Source organism: Yersinia aleksiciae (assembly GCF_001047675.1).
In the GTDB taxonomy this organism is placed as follows: domain Bacteria; phylum Pseudomonadota; class Gammaproteobacteria; order Enterobacterales; family Enterobacteriaceae; genus Yersinia; species Yersinia aleksiciae.
On sequence record NZ_CP011975.1, the window covers coordinates 3,833,489 to 3,848,350 of the forward strand.

The window sequence follows — 14,862 nt, forward strand, 5'->3', positions numbered from 1 at the left end:
ATGATGATGGTTTTCGGGTTGTTTGTGTTTGAACTGCGCACCGCGCCTTATCAGAATCTGGGGCAGGAAAGCACCTTCCGGCACGTCAATAACAGTCGAGTCGGCAAGTCGCCGCGCTATCAATATATTGGCCCCGGTGAGGATAAAATTACGCTGGGCGGGACGTTGTACCCGGAAGTGACCGGCGGTGATGTGTCGCTGGCGGCACTGCGCACCATGGCTTACACCGGCAAAGCCTACCCGCTGATAGAAGGCACCGGCGGGATTTATGGCATGTTTGTGATTACTGGCATCAGTGAAACCCGTACTGAGTTTTTTAAGGACGGCAAGGCAAGGAAAATAGAGTTTTCGCTCAGCCTGGAAAAGGTCAGTGAGGATTTGCGGGAAATGCTGGCCGATGTGGATATGGGGTTGGGTTTTTTGTAATACCGGAGAACACCGTCAGCTTTATCTGTACTGCAGCAACGTTAAGCCCGCAACTTATGCGGGCTTTATTATTACATTTCTGGCGGCCAGACAGGCACGCGATACCCTTGATTTACCGCTTCAACTAATAACCATTGCGGCAGTTCGGGCAACTCAATCAGCGGCCAGTTTTCCACGGTCGGCCATGTGCGATAGGCTGCGCGGGTGGTGGTTAACTCGGAACGTTGCGCCTCCGTCAGCAGCGTGTCGTCAATCGAATAATCACTGACCATCATGGAGTCAGTTGCCATAATAAAATCATCACGGTGAGAGCGAGCTTTTGCTGCAAGTTCATCGGCTGTTAGTGGTTGTTGTGGGGAAGCATCTACCCACGCAGGCATTCCATCAACAGAACCGCGCACCTTACCCGCTGGCGGTTCCCCTGTGTAAAGTGCAAATATATCCTCATCAACATCTACACCAGACTCTGGCCACATTCCTGCTTGTTTATAATCTTCCATGCTTGAATATGGGAAAAATAGATTCTTAATATCACTGAATAAATATTTCATTTTATTTTCCTATAGCGATCCAATCGGTACCCACAGTGCTAATTGCGTTTGAGTTTAAGACCCACACGGCAAATGAAAAGCTTGTCCTACCGTCACCCAACGGCCCCATATTTGCTGAATAACGCGTAGCCGGTGGGTTTGCAGAACTTACTGGCAATAAAGCCAATGTAAATCCGACTGCAAACGGAACGGGGAAATTTACCAATGCATAACCCGCATCGGAGCTGTTCGCCCTCCCACGCTGAATAATGGTGCCATCAGGATATTTCACCCAACCACTGCCAGAAGTGAATGAATTCATGTCGGGTATTTGTCCCGCACCGGTTCCGACATTTTTTATTGCCGCAGTCCCTAATCCAAGGTTTGTGCGAAAGGTTGCTACATTCGGAATATCACCACCATTTTTGGCCTTATCCATTTTTGCTGCCAATGCGTTGGTCATTGTTGTAGCAAAATTCGGATCATTGCCCAGCGCGTCGGCCAGCTCTTTTAGGGTGTCGAGCGCCGCCGGTGAGGATGCAACCAATGCCGCCAGTGCGGCTTGCACAAAAGCAGTGTTCGCCAACTGTTGCGTATTATTTCCCGCCGCTGGCGTGGGAGTGGTTGGTGTGCCTGTCAGTACCGGACTGGCAAGCGGTGCATAGTCTGCGACCACCTGTTTAACATGCGCTGTAGTTGCCAGTTGTGTGCTGTTGTCTGCTTTTACGGCCGTAGGGGCGGTGGGCTTGCCGGTTAATGGCGGACTGGCTTTCGGCGCGTATTGTGAGTGCGGATCAGTCGCTGCCAAATGCGCTGTCATCAACCCATCGGCATAGGCTTTAACCTCAATTACTTTATCATCCACATACTTACGCGTTGCCAGCACTACCGACGGATCGATTTTTAATGTGACCGCCTCAGTGCTACTGACAATCAGCACCATGCGCACGGTTTGCGTGCGGCCGCTACCCTCTTGCAACTGCGGCTTATAGGTTTCCGGGCAGTTGGCAATGGCGATCAGAATGCCGTATTTATCAAACAAGCCAATCTCACGAATCCACCAACCGCCATCTGTTTCGGGTATCACTTGTTCCGCGATAATCTGGCTACTGTTGGCCGCATCAATACTTAATGAATTCAATGCAGCGCGGCGCTTCTCGCCAATCAGCTGCGTTTGCGCGGCGTTCGGCAGCGGTAATACGCCGCCGCCGTCGCCCACGGCCATATGGGTGATCTGTAATTGGGTGCCGAGGGCCGTGGCGTTTGCCAGTTTGGCCGCCCCCAGATGGGTCAGTATGGCAAAGAATTTTGTGGTCATGGGTTCACGCTCACGCTGTCAATAAGATGAAGTGTGCCGCCGGTATAGCCTTGGCCGGTCACAGTAATAGTTTCAGGTAAATAGGGGTAAACGGTCAGCTCGTCACCGTCGTAACTGGCGACACTGATAGGGATCGCACCGGAGACATCCAGATTGATAGACAGGCCGACCAGATGGCGGCTACAGGGCTTGGCATCATCAATCAGCCGCTCCAGTTCAAAATACATTTCATCGGTAATGCCGGTTTCCAGCACGCCGACATCAAGGCGAAAGGTGCCGGGCGTTTCGTTGGTTTTCCACCATTCGATCACTTTAATGAGATAGCCGAGCGGCTCAACCACGCGCCGCAATGCGCCAATAGTGCCTTTGCGTTTGTGCAGGTAAGCCGAGGATTTCACTACTGCGCGTTTGGTGGTTTCCGGCCAGCTTTCATCCCAGCGATCAACCGACCACGCCCATGCCAGATAGGGCAGCAACGGCAGCGGGCATAGGTCAGCATTCCATAACAGACGCAGGGGGACTGGCACATCGCCCAGACGGGCGCAGGCTTGTGCAGCGGCGATTTCCAGCGGGGATGATCCGGCCGGTAGCAGGCGGTTATTCATCGGTTCCCCCGACCGTCAGCACGGCGCGGGTACAGTAGGCGGCTTGTGTTTTGTCGAGTACCACGTCAGCCAGTGGCGCATTCAGTTCGACACGCTGCACCCCCTCAACATGCAGCACGGCATAAATGGCAGAAATACGGATATCTCGCCCCAGTCGGCGCTGGGTGCTGATATAAGCATTCAGTCTTGCTTCAGCTGCCGCGCGGACCGGTTCAGCTTCCGGTCCCGGATAGATATAGAGCACGGCGTCAATCTGGTATTCGACAATGGCGGCGGATTGCACGGTGATACGGTCAGCCACCGGCCGCACGTCCTCGTCATTCAGGGCGGTGCGAACAATGTCCAGCAACTGCGACGTGGCTTCACCGTTTCCAGCCCGCGCCAGCACGGTGACAGTGACGCAGGCTGGTGACGGACTCAGCGCCGAGGCATCAGCAACCTGACCATCAGCGCTGCGGGCGTGGGCTTCATAGGCTCCGGTCGGTCCGGCAACACTCAGTGCCTCAAAGGCTTGCGGGATCCGCAGGCGAAAATCGGTATCAGACTCCATCACGGCAGGAATGGGCGGAATGGCATCCGGATCGGCGGGCGTGATAATCAGACGTTGAACGTTATTATTGGCCCCTAGTTGGTCTAAATCGCTGCCGTTGGCATAGGCCACCATGACCGCCTGTGCCGCCTCATTAACCCGCTGGCGCAATACCAGCTCACGGTACGCATTTTCCTGCAATAGCTTGACTAAAGGCTCAGATTCTAACGATAAGGTGCGCATGATTGCCTCCTGTTCGTCGGCTGGATATAGGGCGATGAGTTCCGCCTTGCGTTCAGCGAGTAGAGTTTCATAATCCAGTGCTTCCACCGCCAGCGGGGCGGGCAGCTGTGACAGATCGATAGTGCTCATGAACCGCCTCCAACGGGGATTGCCAGATTAAAAATGTCAGCCAGATCCGTGCGCTGGCCCTGAAGCTCAAGCGTCATTTTGCCCGCCTGCGGCTCCGCCAATAACACGCGAGTGAGTACCACACGCGGCTCCCAACGCATGATCGCGCTGTAGGCTGCCGACATGGCTTTCAATCGCAGCAGCGGGTTCTGCGGGTCGTCAATCAAATCAGACAGTAATGAGCCATAGCCCCGCCGCATACACCGTGTCGTGGTCGGTGTGGTGATGATGTCGGTGATTGACTGGGTGATATGGTCCATATCGGTAATGCGCCGCCCGGTCTGGGCATTCATGCCTAAATACATCATTTGTTTGGCCCGTCCGAGCTACTCCCACCGCGCTGCACGCCGCCGTGGGTGTGGCTATCAACCACTACGCCATTGGATGAGAAGGTGCCGCCGGAGTGCTCAATATTTCCGGTCATTTTGCCGCCTTGTTTCACTTCTAAGGTGGTAGTGGTCAGATGCTGGGTGCATTCCACTATGGGCGTATCCAGTGTGATTTTGACCGAGGCGGTACAGGTGATTTCTGGTGCGGTGGCATGGATAGATTCACCCGCATCAAGGGTGGCGGTTTTAATGCCGCTGGCTTTCAGCGCGCCGGTGTCAGCGTTGTACTCAATCACCGCACCGTCGGGGTAGGTGGTGTGCTGGGTGTTGGCGGTGTTCATCGGCGTAGGGAGACTATGTTGATACAGGGAGGCAATGATCACACCGGCGGACAGTTCACCGCCAGCGGCCAAAATAATCACCTGCTCCCCTTCGGTCGGCGGCCACCATGTTTTAGCGGTACCGGCACGGCGAACCGACCACGGTAACCAGTCAGTGAGCAATTCACCGCAGCGCACGCGGGCTTTGGGCGGATCGAGGGTTAAATCCACCTGTTCCACGATACCGAAACGGATCAGATTCATTATCAGGCGATAGATTTCGGCGTTGGTCATGGGGCAATACTCGTTATTCAGCGTAACGGTATTGTTTACGCGCGCGGGCAGGGGTGCAACGCGCGGCAGTTGTAGGGGGGCTGTGACAACTTTTAGCGGGAAATGTCAGGCGGTTTAGCTAATACAGCGGGCGAATAACGCAGTCATGCGTTGATAACGGCAATGGTAGCCATCAATATTGGCTTGAATCCATTCATCGGGGTTGATGCTAGCAAAGGAAATGTGAAAGCCGCAATTGATAACAAGATGTTCGAACAGCAACCGCTGCGCCCGGCCATTACCTTCACGGAAGGGGTGGATAACATTAAGATCAGAGTAGTATTCCGCCAGTTTTACAATCAGCGCGTCATAGGGCAGGCCAACCAGATAATTCTCTTGTGCCAGTTGATTAAATAGCCGGTTAGCTTCAGGTGTAATACGATTGATATTGCAAAATCGGGTGGTGCCTTTGGAAATATCAATGGTGCGCAGCTCGCCAGCCCAATGATAAATATCGCCAAACAAGGCTTGATGCAGTGCGCACCAGTAGCGCAAATCATAGGGTGGCGGGCTAAATTCGATCTCCATAATCGCCAGTTCAGAAAAATCTTTTTCCATCTCAATAAATTGGTCATCATCAGTAATGCCGAATTTATTGATTAACACCTGACTGTTCGGGTAGGTATAAGGATCGGGGCCGTCACCGTATTTATCGCTGTTCACCGCGAACTCGGCTGGCTTTTGGTGGCGTATTTATTCATCAGGCTTTGCTTCAGTTTAGCCCTTTCGTTCTTTGAGGTTGGCAACGTTTGATTGGTACTGTTCAAGCCTTCCAAACGCATACTTTGGCGATAGTTTTCTAACTTCACACGGTCGAAGTACTGTTTTTTCTCAGCCAGACTCGTCATTACATTAGCCATTACGATCTCCGGTAGTGCATATAGAAATGTAGATAAAACAAATATACGCGATCCAGCGGAGTTTTTCATCCCAGCGTTATGTTAGCCACGGGCGATAAAGTCAAACACTTGGCCGAGCACATTATCACTGTCTTTTTTAGTGATGCCGAGCAATTGACGGGCGGGGTAATCCGCTTTCACATAGGGGTTCACCTGATCGGTGCCGCCGTACTGGTGTATTTGGGCAATTTTGGCGGCGACCCCCACATAACCGACCCCGGCTGAGTCGGGTAATGCCTGAAGGCGCAAAAAGGTCGCATTGCGCAAGCGGCGAAACATCGGCTGTTTTTTACTGGTGCGTTTAGTGGTGGCCTCCGCCTCGACCGATAAAAACCGGTCAATATCGACACGGTTAAAGGTGCGGATCGCGTTACGGTTATTATCCCAGCCGGTTATCTGGCGCTTATTGCCCGACCAGTTTTTCAGGTCGCGCACCGAGCCTTGATAGATAAACCGCAGGCGTTTTTGCACGGTTTTAATGCTGTCTTTGCGTTTGGTGTACGGGGAGCCATCCGCGTTTAATTGCTGACGAATACGTTGTTGCTGACCACGGCGCAGGGTGATGGAAATGTCCCGGCTTAATTTATGCCGCGCGCCTGATTTCCCGCGATTAACCAGACGTTGTAAATACTGTTCCAGTTCCTGAAATTCGTTATCCATAGCGCCTCTTTTCGTCTGTGGCCAACACAGTCATTTTTGTCTGTACTCGATATCATCCCGCCCAAGGTGTGTTGGCGGCGGCCCGCTCCCAATCAGCCAACATATCGCCGCGCGGGTCGGCGGGTTCGTCAAGGTGAGTTAATTCCAATCGGTCATTCACGTCCGCCACCCTGACCGCCTCAGTCAGTTCAAGGTGCAGCATGATATCGGCGGTGGCGTTATTGAGAATATCCGCCTCAAAGGTAAAGCCGGTTTTGCGTCGGTCGGGATTAAAAATCAAATCTGGCTGATGGCGGTGTATCCACAGCATGGCGGGCAACGTCACCGTATCCATGGCGTAGGGGTAATCCATCACGATAACGTGCAGGGTGTAGCGGTATTCGAATGAGAGCGACTTTTGTCCAGTGGCGACCACGACGCCCTTATCCAGCCAGATAGCCAGTTTATCGGGGTTATCCCGCAGATAAGGCACCGCCTGACTCAGTGCGGCGCGTAGCAGGTTAGGTTTTAGCATCGGACATTCCTTGCTGGCAGGCCAGCACGGTATCAACCTGCGCCGCGCAGGCGTGTAAAGCCGCTTCCAACTGGTCGATATCGTCGTTTAAATCGCCGTTAGTTTGTGGGTTGGCCGCCGGAAACAGGCACGCTGCGACCTTCGGACAGCCATTGACGGTAATCTGCGGCCCCAGTGAGGGCGGGGCGCTGACGCAGCCGGATAATATCATCAGGCAGGAGAGTATCAGCCCAACGGCGTAACGTTTCATTTTCACGATATAACCTCTTTAACTGGCTGTTACGCTGGGCCAACAGCTGATCGGCACTGGCAACCTGTTGGCGCAATTGTGCCTGCGCCTGATTATTGGCATTGGCGGTCAGTGCCAGCGCGATAAGTTGCCCGCTTTTAATCACCGCATCGGCTGCTTGCTGGTCAATCACCGCCTGTCTAGCCTCAGACAAACGATAAGTTTGCACGCCACTGGTAAGGAGCAGCGCGGCAGCAATCGCCCATGCGATCGGGGCCGTGTTGAAGAGTGGCATGGTGTCAGCCCGGATAGTGACGGGCGGGCAATTGAAAATGCGGGCCGTCTTTAAAGGCGGTCCAGTTACCGCCCCATTCCACGGCGATCCCCAGCTCGGCAGCGGCCTGTTTCATCGCATCGGCCATCGGGTAAAAATATTTCCATTCCCAGCTAACTTTACCGTCCGGCAGCGGCACGATATCAACCGCATGGCCGGTCAAATGGCGGCTATTCAGCGTTTGGCTGGCACCGATTTTAACCAGTTCACGCTGGCGTTCTGGCGTGCGAACACCTTCGATCACTTTAAAATCCATCGGGGTTAATGCCAGTGCGCGGCGTACCACCTTGACCAAATCAGGATGCACGCCGATCAAGTTGCTTTCGCTGGCTTTGCCGAAAATAAACTTATTGTTTGGCATCAGGGGTTCCCACCTTTTTATTCACGATTTTAAAGACCAGTTCACGAATGGCTTGCAAGCCAATCAGCCCGATTAAGCAGCTGATAAAGATTTCTACTTTTCCGGCGGCGACTTCGGTTAATGCGCCGTTTAGCCAAGGAATGGCATCAATCAAGTGAATGAGCATAGGGGAAATCACCGGCCCAATATTGACGCCGACCAGCCCACAGACCACCCCCTCGCCGATGCCTTCGCGCAATTTACCGCCTCCCCATACCACGCGGCGAAATGCCACAATAAAGCCGACCAGAAAGCCGTTGATTACCGTGGAATGCGTGGAATAAAAATCCACCATCGCGCCTAGCCAGCGCGGATCTTTTTCTGGCATTTTCATGTCCGTTACCCCTTTGGGGTGCCGTGGCTGTGGCGATTAGTCCCACAGCTGAATAATATTTTGTTGTGCTGATTCAGTGACGTTGGGCAGTTCCAGCCAGTGACCGACGGGCAGCACTGGCCCCAGTTCGGCCAGTCCCGGATTCGCCTGATAAACCGCCTCAGTCACCCCCTCGGTGCGGCCGTAATGACGCCAGCACAAGGCGTCGACGGTGTCATACTGTTGAGCCTGAACACGCATTTACACCAACTCGGCAATGCCGCGTTCGCGGCCTTGCACATCACTGATGGCCCAGCGGGCATCCCGCCACAGGCCGGTGATTTGCGGATCAAGTGCGTCGGCCCGCTTATTGCCGTCGCCAGTGGTGTCCATATCGCGATAACGTTCGGTTAGATTTGCCTTGGCATGGCAGTAGACCGCCCGCCGATAGCGCTGTACCCGGATGGATTCGCCCGCGACTTGTTCCGACTCCACCGCGTCCAGCGTCATCACGCCAGCGGCTTCCTGTCCGCTACGCCATGCCCGTAATTGACCGTTGGTGTTACTGATGGCTTCGATCACCGCCTCTTTCAGGCGTTCAGCGGTAACATTGCCGTCCAGACGCATCACCTTGCGTAAATCACCTAGCGAGATTTCCGGCCAAAACGGCGCGCTGGCGATCGTCACGTTCGGCCCTTCTGGTGGGCTTGCCGGGTGTACCGGTTCAGTGGCTAACAGGCTCATATCATCACCGTTAATAAAATGGGCGGTGGACGCGGTTATCAGGGATAAACCTCATTTCCGCGTGCCGCCCGACGTGCGGGGCACGATTCAGGGGGTACGTTTGGCGCGTACCGTGTTTGTTTTTGCTTTGGCCGCCGATTTTTTGGCAGCGGCAGCAGATTGGGTTTTTCTGGCCGGTTTCGCCGGTGCTTCTGCGGCAACAACAGGGATATCGGGCGCGGTAGCGGTCACGTCAGCGCTTGCGGTCGTGATAACGTCGGTAGCGGTGGTTTGCTCGGTATCGCCTACACCAGCACTGGCCGCGCTCGCAGCAATCAGTGCGGCTTTTTTCAGGTTCCGTTCCAGCACTTCAATATCTTTTTTCACGCCCGCATCTTTATGTGCAGCTAAAGCCCGCTGCAACCAGATCAGAGCGGATGCCTGATCGGCCAAATGGGTGCTTTCACGTTGGGTATAACCAATCGCTTTAAGCAGCTTGGCGCGGGCTTCATCCGGCATATCTTTATCCGCCGTCAGCTCTTGCAGCCGCAGCAAGAGATCAATCTCAATCGCCGGATTATCGGTTGCCGCCCCTTTGTAGCGCAGCAATGCAGCTTCTGACACCTGATCGACAATGAAGCAGGCGGCCGTGCGCTGGTATTTGTCCGCCATTGGCAGGTTATGGCTGATCACATATTCGGCCAGGCGCAGCGCGTCGCGGTATAAACCGGCATCCACCGACCACACCATGCAGGTAGTGACCACCTCGTCACTTTGGCCGGTGTTGGCCGTCAGGACGCCGTCGATCCAGCCGTCGTAAGCGGGCAGCATTTCGCGCTTCATGCTGGCGCGGGTGATATGTGACTGGAATTGCGACAGGCGGCGCTGATCAATGCGCAACCGGTAAAGCTGTTGTTCATAGGCGGAGCCTTGCACCACATCGTCCTTGGTGCCGCGCCGTTCTGCCATCACTTTATCGTAATGGCGCTGTGCTGGAGTTAACATCATGCCCCCTAGGCGTAATGGGGCGGCAGAGCCGCCCGCGTGTACCGGCGACCGTTAAACCGGCTCACCGGCTTTGATACCTTCAATCAGGCAACCGAAACCGTAATCCTCCACGCAATAAGCCTCGTTATCGGACTCATAGGTAGTGACGCGGTTAAACTCCGGTTCCTCTTTGATGGTGCGGCGGTGTGTTCCTTCCTGCACGTAAATAGCCAGATTGTCGAATGTGGTGATAAACATGGCATCAGCGGGGAAGAACGGCACGCGGTAGGTCTGCATCCCGCCGATTTGCTTCTGGGATACCAACATCTGACCGGCCAGTGCTTCCGTATTAGGATTGCTGCCGCTGACGGTGTTCAGCACAGGGAAATACTTGTCTGCTAGCAGTTTGCGGCCACAGATAACAATCAGGCCGGTGTCGTCCTGATACCATGGATCAATCAGGCTGTTGACGGCGTCAAAGGCCAGTGCATCAAGGTTCCCATATTGCCCCTTGGTGATAAGTTTGTTGTCCTCATCACGGGTGGATACCATCACATCAGCCATCACACGCTGTGGGGCAAACAGACGATACTTTTCTAAAAAGCCGAAATTCACGTCCTGCAATAAAGGGTTAGCGACAATATCTGACTTGGCAGCTACTGACTTCCCGTTAAAGCCAATCATGATGCGATCCAGTGCGCGGCGCGTAATGATCTGGTTGGTGACGCGGGTTTTAAAATCACGTTTACCGGCCCACGCATCCAGACGGGCATAGCTGATATAGGTGTCAGAGTTGGTTTGTTCGCAACGGTATGTACCGTTATCCTCAATGGTTTCCGGTGAGTTCGGCTCACGGCGTACCGTGGTGGAGGTGTTGCGGCTGGCAATCGGGCCACTGACACCAATACCAATGCGCTGGCCTTCCTGCTCTGGCACGAGGTTAATGTTGATACGTTTTAAAAAATCACTAGATTGCTGAATTTTATCTTCCAGCGTTTGAGCAACAGACGGGGCTACCGTAAATTGTTTGGCAACGCGATCCAGCGATAAGCCGTTGAGCTTGGCCTGTGCGGACAGGTATTCGTCCCATTTATCACGTGTTTCATTTCTCATGTTCTTCATTCCTGTGGATTCAATAGGGCGACTTAGCAGTCGATAACGTCGTCGGCGCTGCCTTCCGGGCCACCTTTGGCCGGTGGCCGTTGGTTGAACTGGCTATCTTCGGATTGCAACTTGGTTGTCACGGTGGTGAGCGAAATCGACAGCTGGGCTACCTGACTTTTCAGGTCGGTTATTTCTCGCTGATTGGCGGCAAACTGTTGTTGAGTTTCCAGTAGTGTTTTTTGGCTCTCGGCAACCAGCTGCACCGCTTGGCGAATGTCATCCAAATTGCCGTCGGTTTTCTTTTCAGCACCAAACAGCAATTCTTTGATTTTGGCGGTGAATTTCTTGCTGGTGTCGTCCGCTGCCTGCACCTCTTCAAACTCAATAAAGGTCTCTTCCAGCGCGGTAAATAGGCAATCAGGGGAATGTTTGCGACCGGCCAGCGGATTAGGTTTGGATTCAGATACTTGTTGAGCGCAGAACTGAAGCAGTTCCGTGCCTAAGCTGCCGGGGTCGTCAGTCAGCGCCAGCCCTTTCAGATAAGCGCGGCCACTGGTAGCGAAGTTCGGATCAAACTGGATAGAGCTGTAAACCTTCTGGCGGCTCTTGTTCAGCGTCAGTAATTCGTCGGTCGGGTCAATCTGGGCAAGCAGCGCCATTTTGCCCTTGAGTGCGCCTTCGGTGATCTCTTCTGTTTTCACGGCGGTGATATCGCCATAGCAGCGAAACACGCTATCAGGGTAGGGGCTTTTGTAATGCTCCAGATCCACGCGGGCACCGTAGACCTTTGGGTCGTAAGTGAGTGCAATGTCGAGTAGATCCTGACGGTTAATCACGCGGCCGTCAGTGGTTGCCCCTTCAACGGCAACGCGGAAAAACTTGGATAATTTAGGCATATAACAATGCTCCGGGTATCAGCAATCGGTGTGCAATAAGCAGCGGAGACCATCATCACCCCAGCGGCTAAACCCGCGCAAAGCCTTGTTATTGTAAGAGACCTGCTACAACTTTATCGCCTCGCCGACAGTCACGCGGGCGCGATAGCCTAGCCTCATGAACAAATTAGCCCCCGATTCTGCACGCGATGCCCGTAGTCTTTACTGGCAGGGATACCAGATATCCCATATCGCCAAACTGACCGGTTTCAACGTGCATACGCTGTACTCCCGGCGCAAGCGTGAGAACTGGGACAAAACCGCGCCCCTTGACCGGGTGCGCTTTACCACTGAGGCCCGTTATAACCAACTGATTGATAAAACCGAGAAAAGCGGGCGGGATTTTAAAGAGATTGATTTGCTGGCGCGCCAACTGGTGCGCTTTGACCGCCAGCTGAATAATGAGGGTGGCGAGGGTCGTAAGAAACTGCCGAAAAATCATTTCAGTGATGAACAGATCGCGCAGTTGAGAGCGCGGTTTTACGATGGGCTTTATGAGCACCAAAAGCGTTGGTATAAAGCCAAAAGTCTGGCGATCACTATCCGCAATATCCTCAAGTCGCGCCAGATTGGGGCAACTTGGTATTTTTCCCGCGAAGCGCTGATCGATGCATTGGAAACCGGCCGTAATCAGATATTCCTGTCCGCCTCTCGCGCTCAGGCGCATCAGTTTAAGCGCTTTATTATCAAGTTTGCCGCCGAGGTGGGCGTCGAGTTGAAAGGCGATCCGATTATGCTGTCCAACGGTGCCGAGCTGCATTTCCTTGGCACCTCGGCGGCGTCGGCGCAATCGTATACCGGCAACCTGTATTTCGATGAATATTTTTGGACGAGTAATTTTATCAATCTGCGCAGCGTGGCCGCTGGGATGGCAACACAGAGCGGGCTGATAGAAACCTATTTCTCTACCATCTCCAGTGAGGAACACGAAGCCTATCGTTTCTGGTCGGGCGAGCTGTTCAACGACGGCCGCAAAAAGGCTGACCGCGTCAACATTGATATCACCCACAAGAACCTGAAAAACGGCAAGATTTGCGCGGATATGCAGTGGAAGCAGATCGTGACAGTGAAAGACGCTGCGGGGTTGGGTTTTGACCGTATCGATATTGACGACCTAATCGCCAAGAAATCCCCGGATGAATTCAACAACCTGTACATGTGCCAGCCCATCACCAATGGCGAGCGGCCATTCTCTTACAGTGAGTTGATTAACTGCGGCGTGGATGGCTGGAATGCGGGCGTGTGGGACGACTGGCGGCCCTATTCGCCACGACCGCTGGGCAATACGCCGGTGTGGATTGGCTACGACCCCAACGGGGAAGGTGAAGGGGGCGACAGTGCCGGACTGGTGGCAATTGCGCCGCCACAGGTGGAAGGGGGTAAGTTCCGCGTGCTGGAAGCTATTCAGTTGCGCGGGATGCCGTTTGAACTTCAGGCGGAGGAGATCAGGAAAATGACCCAGCGCTATAACGTGCAGTTTATCGGTATTGACGGCACCGGCATTGGCGGCGCGGTGCATTCGCTGGTACTGAAATTCTTCCCGACCGCCGTGAAATTTGTCTACAGCATCAGCGTGAAGTCTGCTTTGGTCCTCAAGGCGCAGATGGTGATGCGTCGAGGCCGTTTTGAGTATGACGCTGGGCTAAGTGTTATCGCTCAATCCTTTATGACTATCCGTAAATCAGTGACACCGGGCGGAATGACGACCTATGTGTCTGACCGTTCCAAAGGGGCCAGCCACGGCGACGTGGCGTGGGCCATCATGCACGCATTGCAAAATGAACCGATTGGCGCAGAAACCGGCAGCACCGGCGGCGGCTTTGTACAGGAGTTTTAACCGTGGAAATGAAGACTATTTTACCCGCAACACCCGCTGATGCACCGCCAACCCAGCAGCCCATCTCGACAATGGAATCGTTCACTTTTGGCGACCCGACGCCGGTATTGGATCAGCGCGACTTATTGGATTGCATGGAGTGCGCCCGCAATGGTGACTGGTATGAGACGCCGATCAGCTTCTATGGGCTGGCGCGTATTTTTCACTCAGCCATTCACCACCAATCACCGCTTAATTTTAAACGCCGGGTATTGATGAGTTGCTACCGGCCGCACCCGTTATTGTCCCGTGCTGATGCCGGGGCATTCGTGCAGGATTTTCTGGTGTTCGGTAATGCCTATCTTGAACTGCGCAAGAATCGCTTGGGCGGCCCGCTGGCACTGAAGCATGTCCCGGCCAAGTACATGCGGCGCGGGAGCGATTTGGATCAGTATTGGTTTGTGACCTACGAGAAAGAGGACTACGCCTTTGCGGCTGGATCGGTGTTCCATCTGGCCGAGCCGGATATCCATCAGGAAATTTACGGCTTGCCGGGGTATCTGGCGGCCATCCCGTCGGCGTTGCTCAATGAGGACGCTACGCTGTTCCGGCGCAAGTATTATATTAACGGCAGTCATGCCGGGGTGATTGTTTATCTGTCTGATGCCATGCAGAACGATACCGATGTGCAGGCACTAAAACGCACCCTGACCGATGCCAGAGGGAAGGGAGCATTCAAGAACGTATTTGTGTACGCGGCAGGCGGGAAGAAAGACGGCCTGCAAATCATGCCCTTCAGTGAAATAACCGCCAAGGATGAGTTTAATGGCATCAAGAACGTGACTCGTGATGATTTACTGGCCGCGCACCGCGTACCGCCACAGCTGATGGGGATCATGCCGACCAATACCAGCGGTTTTGGGGATGTGGAGAAGGCCGCGAAGGTGTTCGCCATCAACGAGCTGTACCCCATCATGGAAGATCTCAAAGCCCTGAATGATTGGATCGGTGTTGATGTATTCCAGTTCAACCCCTACGCACTGGCCGAGGCTTAAGCCTGCCTAACGGATTCATTCAATAATTTTCATTCACATCTGCACGGGCGCACATTGCAACCCGTGCGATATTCCGATCACGCTGTAACGCG

21 protein-coding genes and 1 pseudogene are annotated in these 14,862 nt (G+C 53.9%); 3 read left to right on the forward strand and 19 right to left on the reverse strand.

Annotation, left to right across the window (positions count from 1 at the left end; all coding sequences use genetic code 11):
* Entirely contained in the window at nucleotides 1-426 is a 426-nt protein-coding gene (locus ACZ76_RS17125) for a phage tail protein (protein WP_048619992.1), read from the forward strand.
* 71 nt (nucleotides 427-497) lie between these two features.
* On the opposite strand, the gene ACZ76_RS19620 is transcribed toward ACZ76_RS17125, so the two are convergent.
* The 19 genes and pseudogenes from ACZ76_RS19620 to ACZ76_RS17215 form a co-directional block, all read right to left on the reverse strand.
* Nucleotides 498-977, reverse strand: coding sequence for a tail fiber assembly protein (locus ACZ76_RS19620; protein WP_048619993.1), 480 nt, complete (start codon nucleotides 975-977; stop codon nucleotides 498-500).
* Nucleotide 978: 1 nt separating this feature from the next.
* On the reverse strand, nucleotides 979-2,274 hold the full coding sequence (locus tag ACZ76_RS18650) for a phage tail protein (RefSeq protein WP_054888092.1): 1,296 nt from the start codon (nucleotides 2,272-2,274) through the stop codon (nucleotides 979-981).
* Nucleotides 2,271-2,879, reverse strand: coding sequence for a phage tail protein I (locus tag ACZ76_RS17140; RefSeq protein ID WP_048619994.1), 609 nt, complete (start codon nucleotides 2,877-2,879; stop codon nucleotides 2,271-2,273). Before ACZ76_RS17140 ends, ACZ76_RS18650 begins: the two co-directional genes overlap by 4 nt.
* Nucleotides 2,872-3,780, reverse strand: coding sequence for a baseplate assembly protein (locus tag ACZ76_RS17145; RefSeq protein WP_048619995.1), 909 nt, complete (start codon nucleotides 3,778-3,780; stop codon nucleotides 2,872-2,874). The genes ACZ76_RS17140 and ACZ76_RS17145 overlap by 8 nt, the downstream gene beginning before the upstream one ends.
* Entirely contained in the window at nucleotides 3,777-4,127 is a 351-nt protein-coding gene (locus ACZ76_RS17150) for a GPW/gp25 family protein (protein ID WP_048619996.1), read from the reverse strand. Before ACZ76_RS17150 ends, ACZ76_RS17145 begins: the two co-directional genes overlap by 4 nt.
* Complete coding sequence (locus ACZ76_RS17155; RefSeq protein WP_048619997.1) at nucleotides 4,124-4,762, reverse strand: phage baseplate assembly protein V; 639 nt, start codon at nucleotides 4,760-4,762, stop codon at nucleotides 4,124-4,126. Before ACZ76_RS17155 ends, ACZ76_RS17150 begins: the two co-directional genes overlap by 4 nt.
* A 114-nt stretch (nucleotides 4,763-4,876) precedes the next feature.
* Nucleotides 4,877-5,464 carry a putative adenosine monophosphate-protein transferase Fic gene (locus ACZ76_RS17160; RefSeq protein ID WP_048619998.1) on the reverse strand — a complete coding sequence of 196 codons (588 nt, stop codon included), beginning with the start codon at nucleotides 5,462-5,464 and terminating at the stop codon, nucleotides 4,877-4,879.
* Nucleotides 5,461-5,661: a YhfG family protein gene (locus ACZ76_RS17165; protein WP_229714857.1), complete on the reverse strand. Its 201-nt coding sequence runs from the start codon at nucleotides 5,659-5,661 to the stop codon at nucleotides 5,461-5,463. Before ACZ76_RS17165 ends, ACZ76_RS17160 begins: the two co-directional genes overlap by 4 nt.
* 81 nt (nucleotides 5,662-5,742) lie before the next feature.
* Nucleotides 5,743-6,360, reverse strand: coding sequence for a phage virion morphogenesis protein (locus ACZ76_RS17170; protein WP_048619999.1), 618 nt, complete (start codon nucleotides 6,358-6,360; stop codon nucleotides 5,743-5,745).
* Between the two features lie 52 nt (nucleotides 6,361-6,412).
* Nucleotides 6,413-6,874 (reverse strand): phage tail protein, encoded by a 462-nt coding sequence (locus tag ACZ76_RS17175; protein WP_048620000.1) that lies wholly within the window; start codon nucleotides 6,872-6,874, stop codon nucleotides 6,413-6,415.
* Nucleotides 6,861-7,061 (reverse strand): annotated as a pseudogene (lysC, locus tag ACZ76_RS19625) (Rz1-like lysis system protein LysC); the annotation flags it as partial. The gene ACZ76_RS17175 and the pseudogene lysC, both read right to left, overlap by 14 nt.
* A complete protein-coding gene (lysB, locus tag ACZ76_RS17180; protein ID WP_048620001.1) occupies nucleotides 6,973-7,398 on the reverse strand; it encodes an Rz-like lysis system protein LysB in 426 nt (141 codons plus the stop codon). The gene lysB and the pseudogene lysC, both read right to left, overlap by 89 nt.
* A gap of 4 nt (nucleotides 7,399-7,402) precedes the next feature.
* Entirely contained in the window at nucleotides 7,403-7,798 is a 396-nt protein-coding gene (locus tag ACZ76_RS17185) for a M15 family metallopeptidase (protein WP_048620002.1), read from the reverse strand.
* On the reverse strand, nucleotides 7,785-8,171 hold the full coding sequence (locus ACZ76_RS18655) for a phage holin family protein (protein WP_071840517.1): 387 nt from the start codon (nucleotides 8,169-8,171) through the stop codon (nucleotides 7,785-7,787). The genes ACZ76_RS17185 and ACZ76_RS18655 overlap by 14 nt, the downstream gene beginning before the upstream one ends.
* 36 nt (nucleotides 8,172-8,207) lie before the next feature.
* Nucleotides 8,208-8,411 (reverse strand): tail protein X, encoded by a 204-nt coding sequence (locus tag ACZ76_RS17195; RefSeq protein WP_048620003.1) that lies wholly within the window; start codon nucleotides 8,409-8,411, stop codon nucleotides 8,208-8,210.
* A complete protein-coding gene (locus tag ACZ76_RS17200; protein WP_048620004.1) occupies nucleotides 8,412-8,894 on the reverse strand; it encodes a head completion/stabilization protein in 483 nt (160 codons plus the stop codon).
* A gap of 87 nt (nucleotides 8,895-8,981) precedes the next feature.
* Nucleotides 8,982-9,881: a phage terminase small subunit gene (gene gpM, locus ACZ76_RS17205; protein ID WP_235428201.1), complete on the reverse strand. Its 900-nt coding sequence runs from the start codon at nucleotides 9,879-9,881 to the stop codon at nucleotides 8,982-8,984.
* 51 nt (nucleotides 9,882-9,932) lie between these two features.
* Entirely contained in the window at nucleotides 9,933-10,973 is a 1,041-nt protein-coding gene (locus ACZ76_RS17210) for a phage major capsid protein, P2 family (protein WP_048620005.1), read from the reverse strand.
* A gap of 32 nt (nucleotides 10,974-11,005) precedes the next feature.
* The gene (locus ACZ76_RS17215) at nucleotides 11,006-11,860 is read right to left on the reverse strand and encodes a GPO family capsid scaffolding protein (protein ID WP_048620006.1); all 855 of its coding nucleotides are present in this window, start codon (nucleotides 11,858-11,860) and stop codon (nucleotides 11,006-11,008) included.
* A 157-nt stretch (nucleotides 11,861-12,017) separates the two neighbouring features.
* Between ACZ76_RS17215 and ACZ76_RS17220 the strand changes: the two genes are divergently transcribed.
* Nucleotides 12,018-13,736, forward strand: a complete 1,719-nt coding sequence (locus ACZ76_RS17220; protein WP_048620007.1) for a terminase large subunit domain-containing protein — start codon at nucleotides 12,018-12,020, stop codon at nucleotides 13,734-13,736.
* A gap of 8 nt (nucleotides 13,737-13,744) precedes the next feature.
* Nucleotides 13,745-14,770 (forward strand): phage portal protein, encoded by a 1,026-nt coding sequence (locus tag ACZ76_RS17225; RefSeq protein ID WP_048620349.1) that lies wholly within the window; start codon nucleotides 13,745-13,747, stop codon nucleotides 14,768-14,770.
* The last annotated feature ends 92 nt before the right edge of the window (nucleotides 14,771-14,862 follow it).

Bases quoted from the DNA above. Each gene is read 5' to 3' on its own strand.
- ACZ76_RS17155 (WP_048619997.1), bottom strand. From the start codon at position 4,762: ATGACCAACGCCGAAATCTATCGCCTGATAATGAATCTGATCCGTTTC.
- ACZ76_RS17215 (WP_048620006.1), bottom strand. From the start codon at position 11,860: ATGCCTAAATTATCCAAGTTTTTCCGCGTTGCCGTTGAAGGGGCAACC.
- ACZ76_RS17185 (WP_048620002.1), bottom strand. From the start codon at position 7,798: ATGCCAAACAATAAGTTTATTTTCGGCAAAGCCAGCGAAAGCAACTTG.
- ACZ76_RS17125 (WP_048619992.1), top strand. From the start codon at position 1: ATGATGATGGTTTTCGGGTTGTTTGTGTTTGAACTGCGCACCGCGCCT.
- ACZ76_RS17170 (WP_048619999.1), bottom strand. From the start codon at position 6,360: ATGGATAACGAATTTCAGGAACTGGAACAGTATTTACAACGTCTGGTT.
- ACZ76_RS17140 (WP_048619994.1), bottom strand. From the start codon at position 2,879: ATGAATAACCGCCTGCTACCGGCCGGATCATCCCCGCTGGAAATCGCC.
- ACZ76_RS17210 (WP_048620005.1), bottom strand. From the start codon at position 10,973: ATGAGAAATGAAACACGTGATAAATGGGACGAATACCTGTCCGCACAG.
- ACZ76_RS19620 (WP_048619993.1), bottom strand. From the start codon at position 977: ATGAAATATTTATTCAGTGATATTAAGAATCTATTTTTCCCATATTCA.
- ACZ76_RS17200 (WP_048620004.1), bottom strand. From the start codon at position 8,894: ATGAGCCTGTTAGCCACTGAACCGGTACACCCGGCAAGCCCACCAGAA.
- ACZ76_RS17225 (WP_048620349.1), top strand. From the start codon at position 13,745: ATGAAGACTATTTTACCCGCAACACCCGCTGATGCACCGCCAACCCAG.
- ACZ76_RS18655 (WP_071840517.1), bottom strand. From the start codon at position 8,171: ATGAAAATGCCAGAAAAAGATCCGCGCTGGCTAGGCGCGATGGTGGAT.
- ACZ76_RS17165 (WP_229714857.1), bottom strand. From the start codon at position 5,661: ATGGCTAATGTAATGACGAGTCTGGCTGAGAAAAAACAGTACTTCGAC.
- ACZ76_RS17195 (WP_048620003.1), bottom strand. From the start codon at position 8,411: ATGCGTGTTCAGGCTCAACAGTATGACACCGTCGACGCCTTGTGCTGG.
- ACZ76_RS17145 (WP_048619995.1), bottom strand. From the start codon at position 3,780: ATGAGCACTATCGATCTGTCACAGCTGCCCGCCCCGCTGGCGGTGGAA.
- gpM (WP_235428201.1), bottom strand. From the start codon at position 9,881: ATGATGTTAACTCCAGCACAGCGCCATTACGATAAAGTGATGGCAGAA.
- ACZ76_RS17175 (WP_048620000.1), bottom strand. From the start codon at position 6,874: ATGCTAAAACCTAACCTGCTACGCGCCGCACTGAGTCAGGCGGTGCCT.
- ACZ76_RS17150 (WP_048619996.1), bottom strand. From the start codon at position 4,127: ATGATGTATTTAGGCATGAATGCCCAGACCGGGCGGCGCATTACCGAT.
- ACZ76_RS18650 (WP_054888092.1), bottom strand. From the start codon at position 2,274: ATGACCACAAAATTCTTTGCCATACTGACCCATCTGGGGGCGGCCAAA.
- lysB (WP_048620001.1), bottom strand. From the start codon at position 7,398: ATGCCACTCTTCAACACGGCCCCGATCGCATGGGCGATTGCTGCCGCG.
- ACZ76_RS17220 (WP_048620007.1), top strand. From the start codon at position 12,018: ATGAACAAATTAGCCCCCGATTCTGCACGCGATGCCCGTAGTCTTTAC.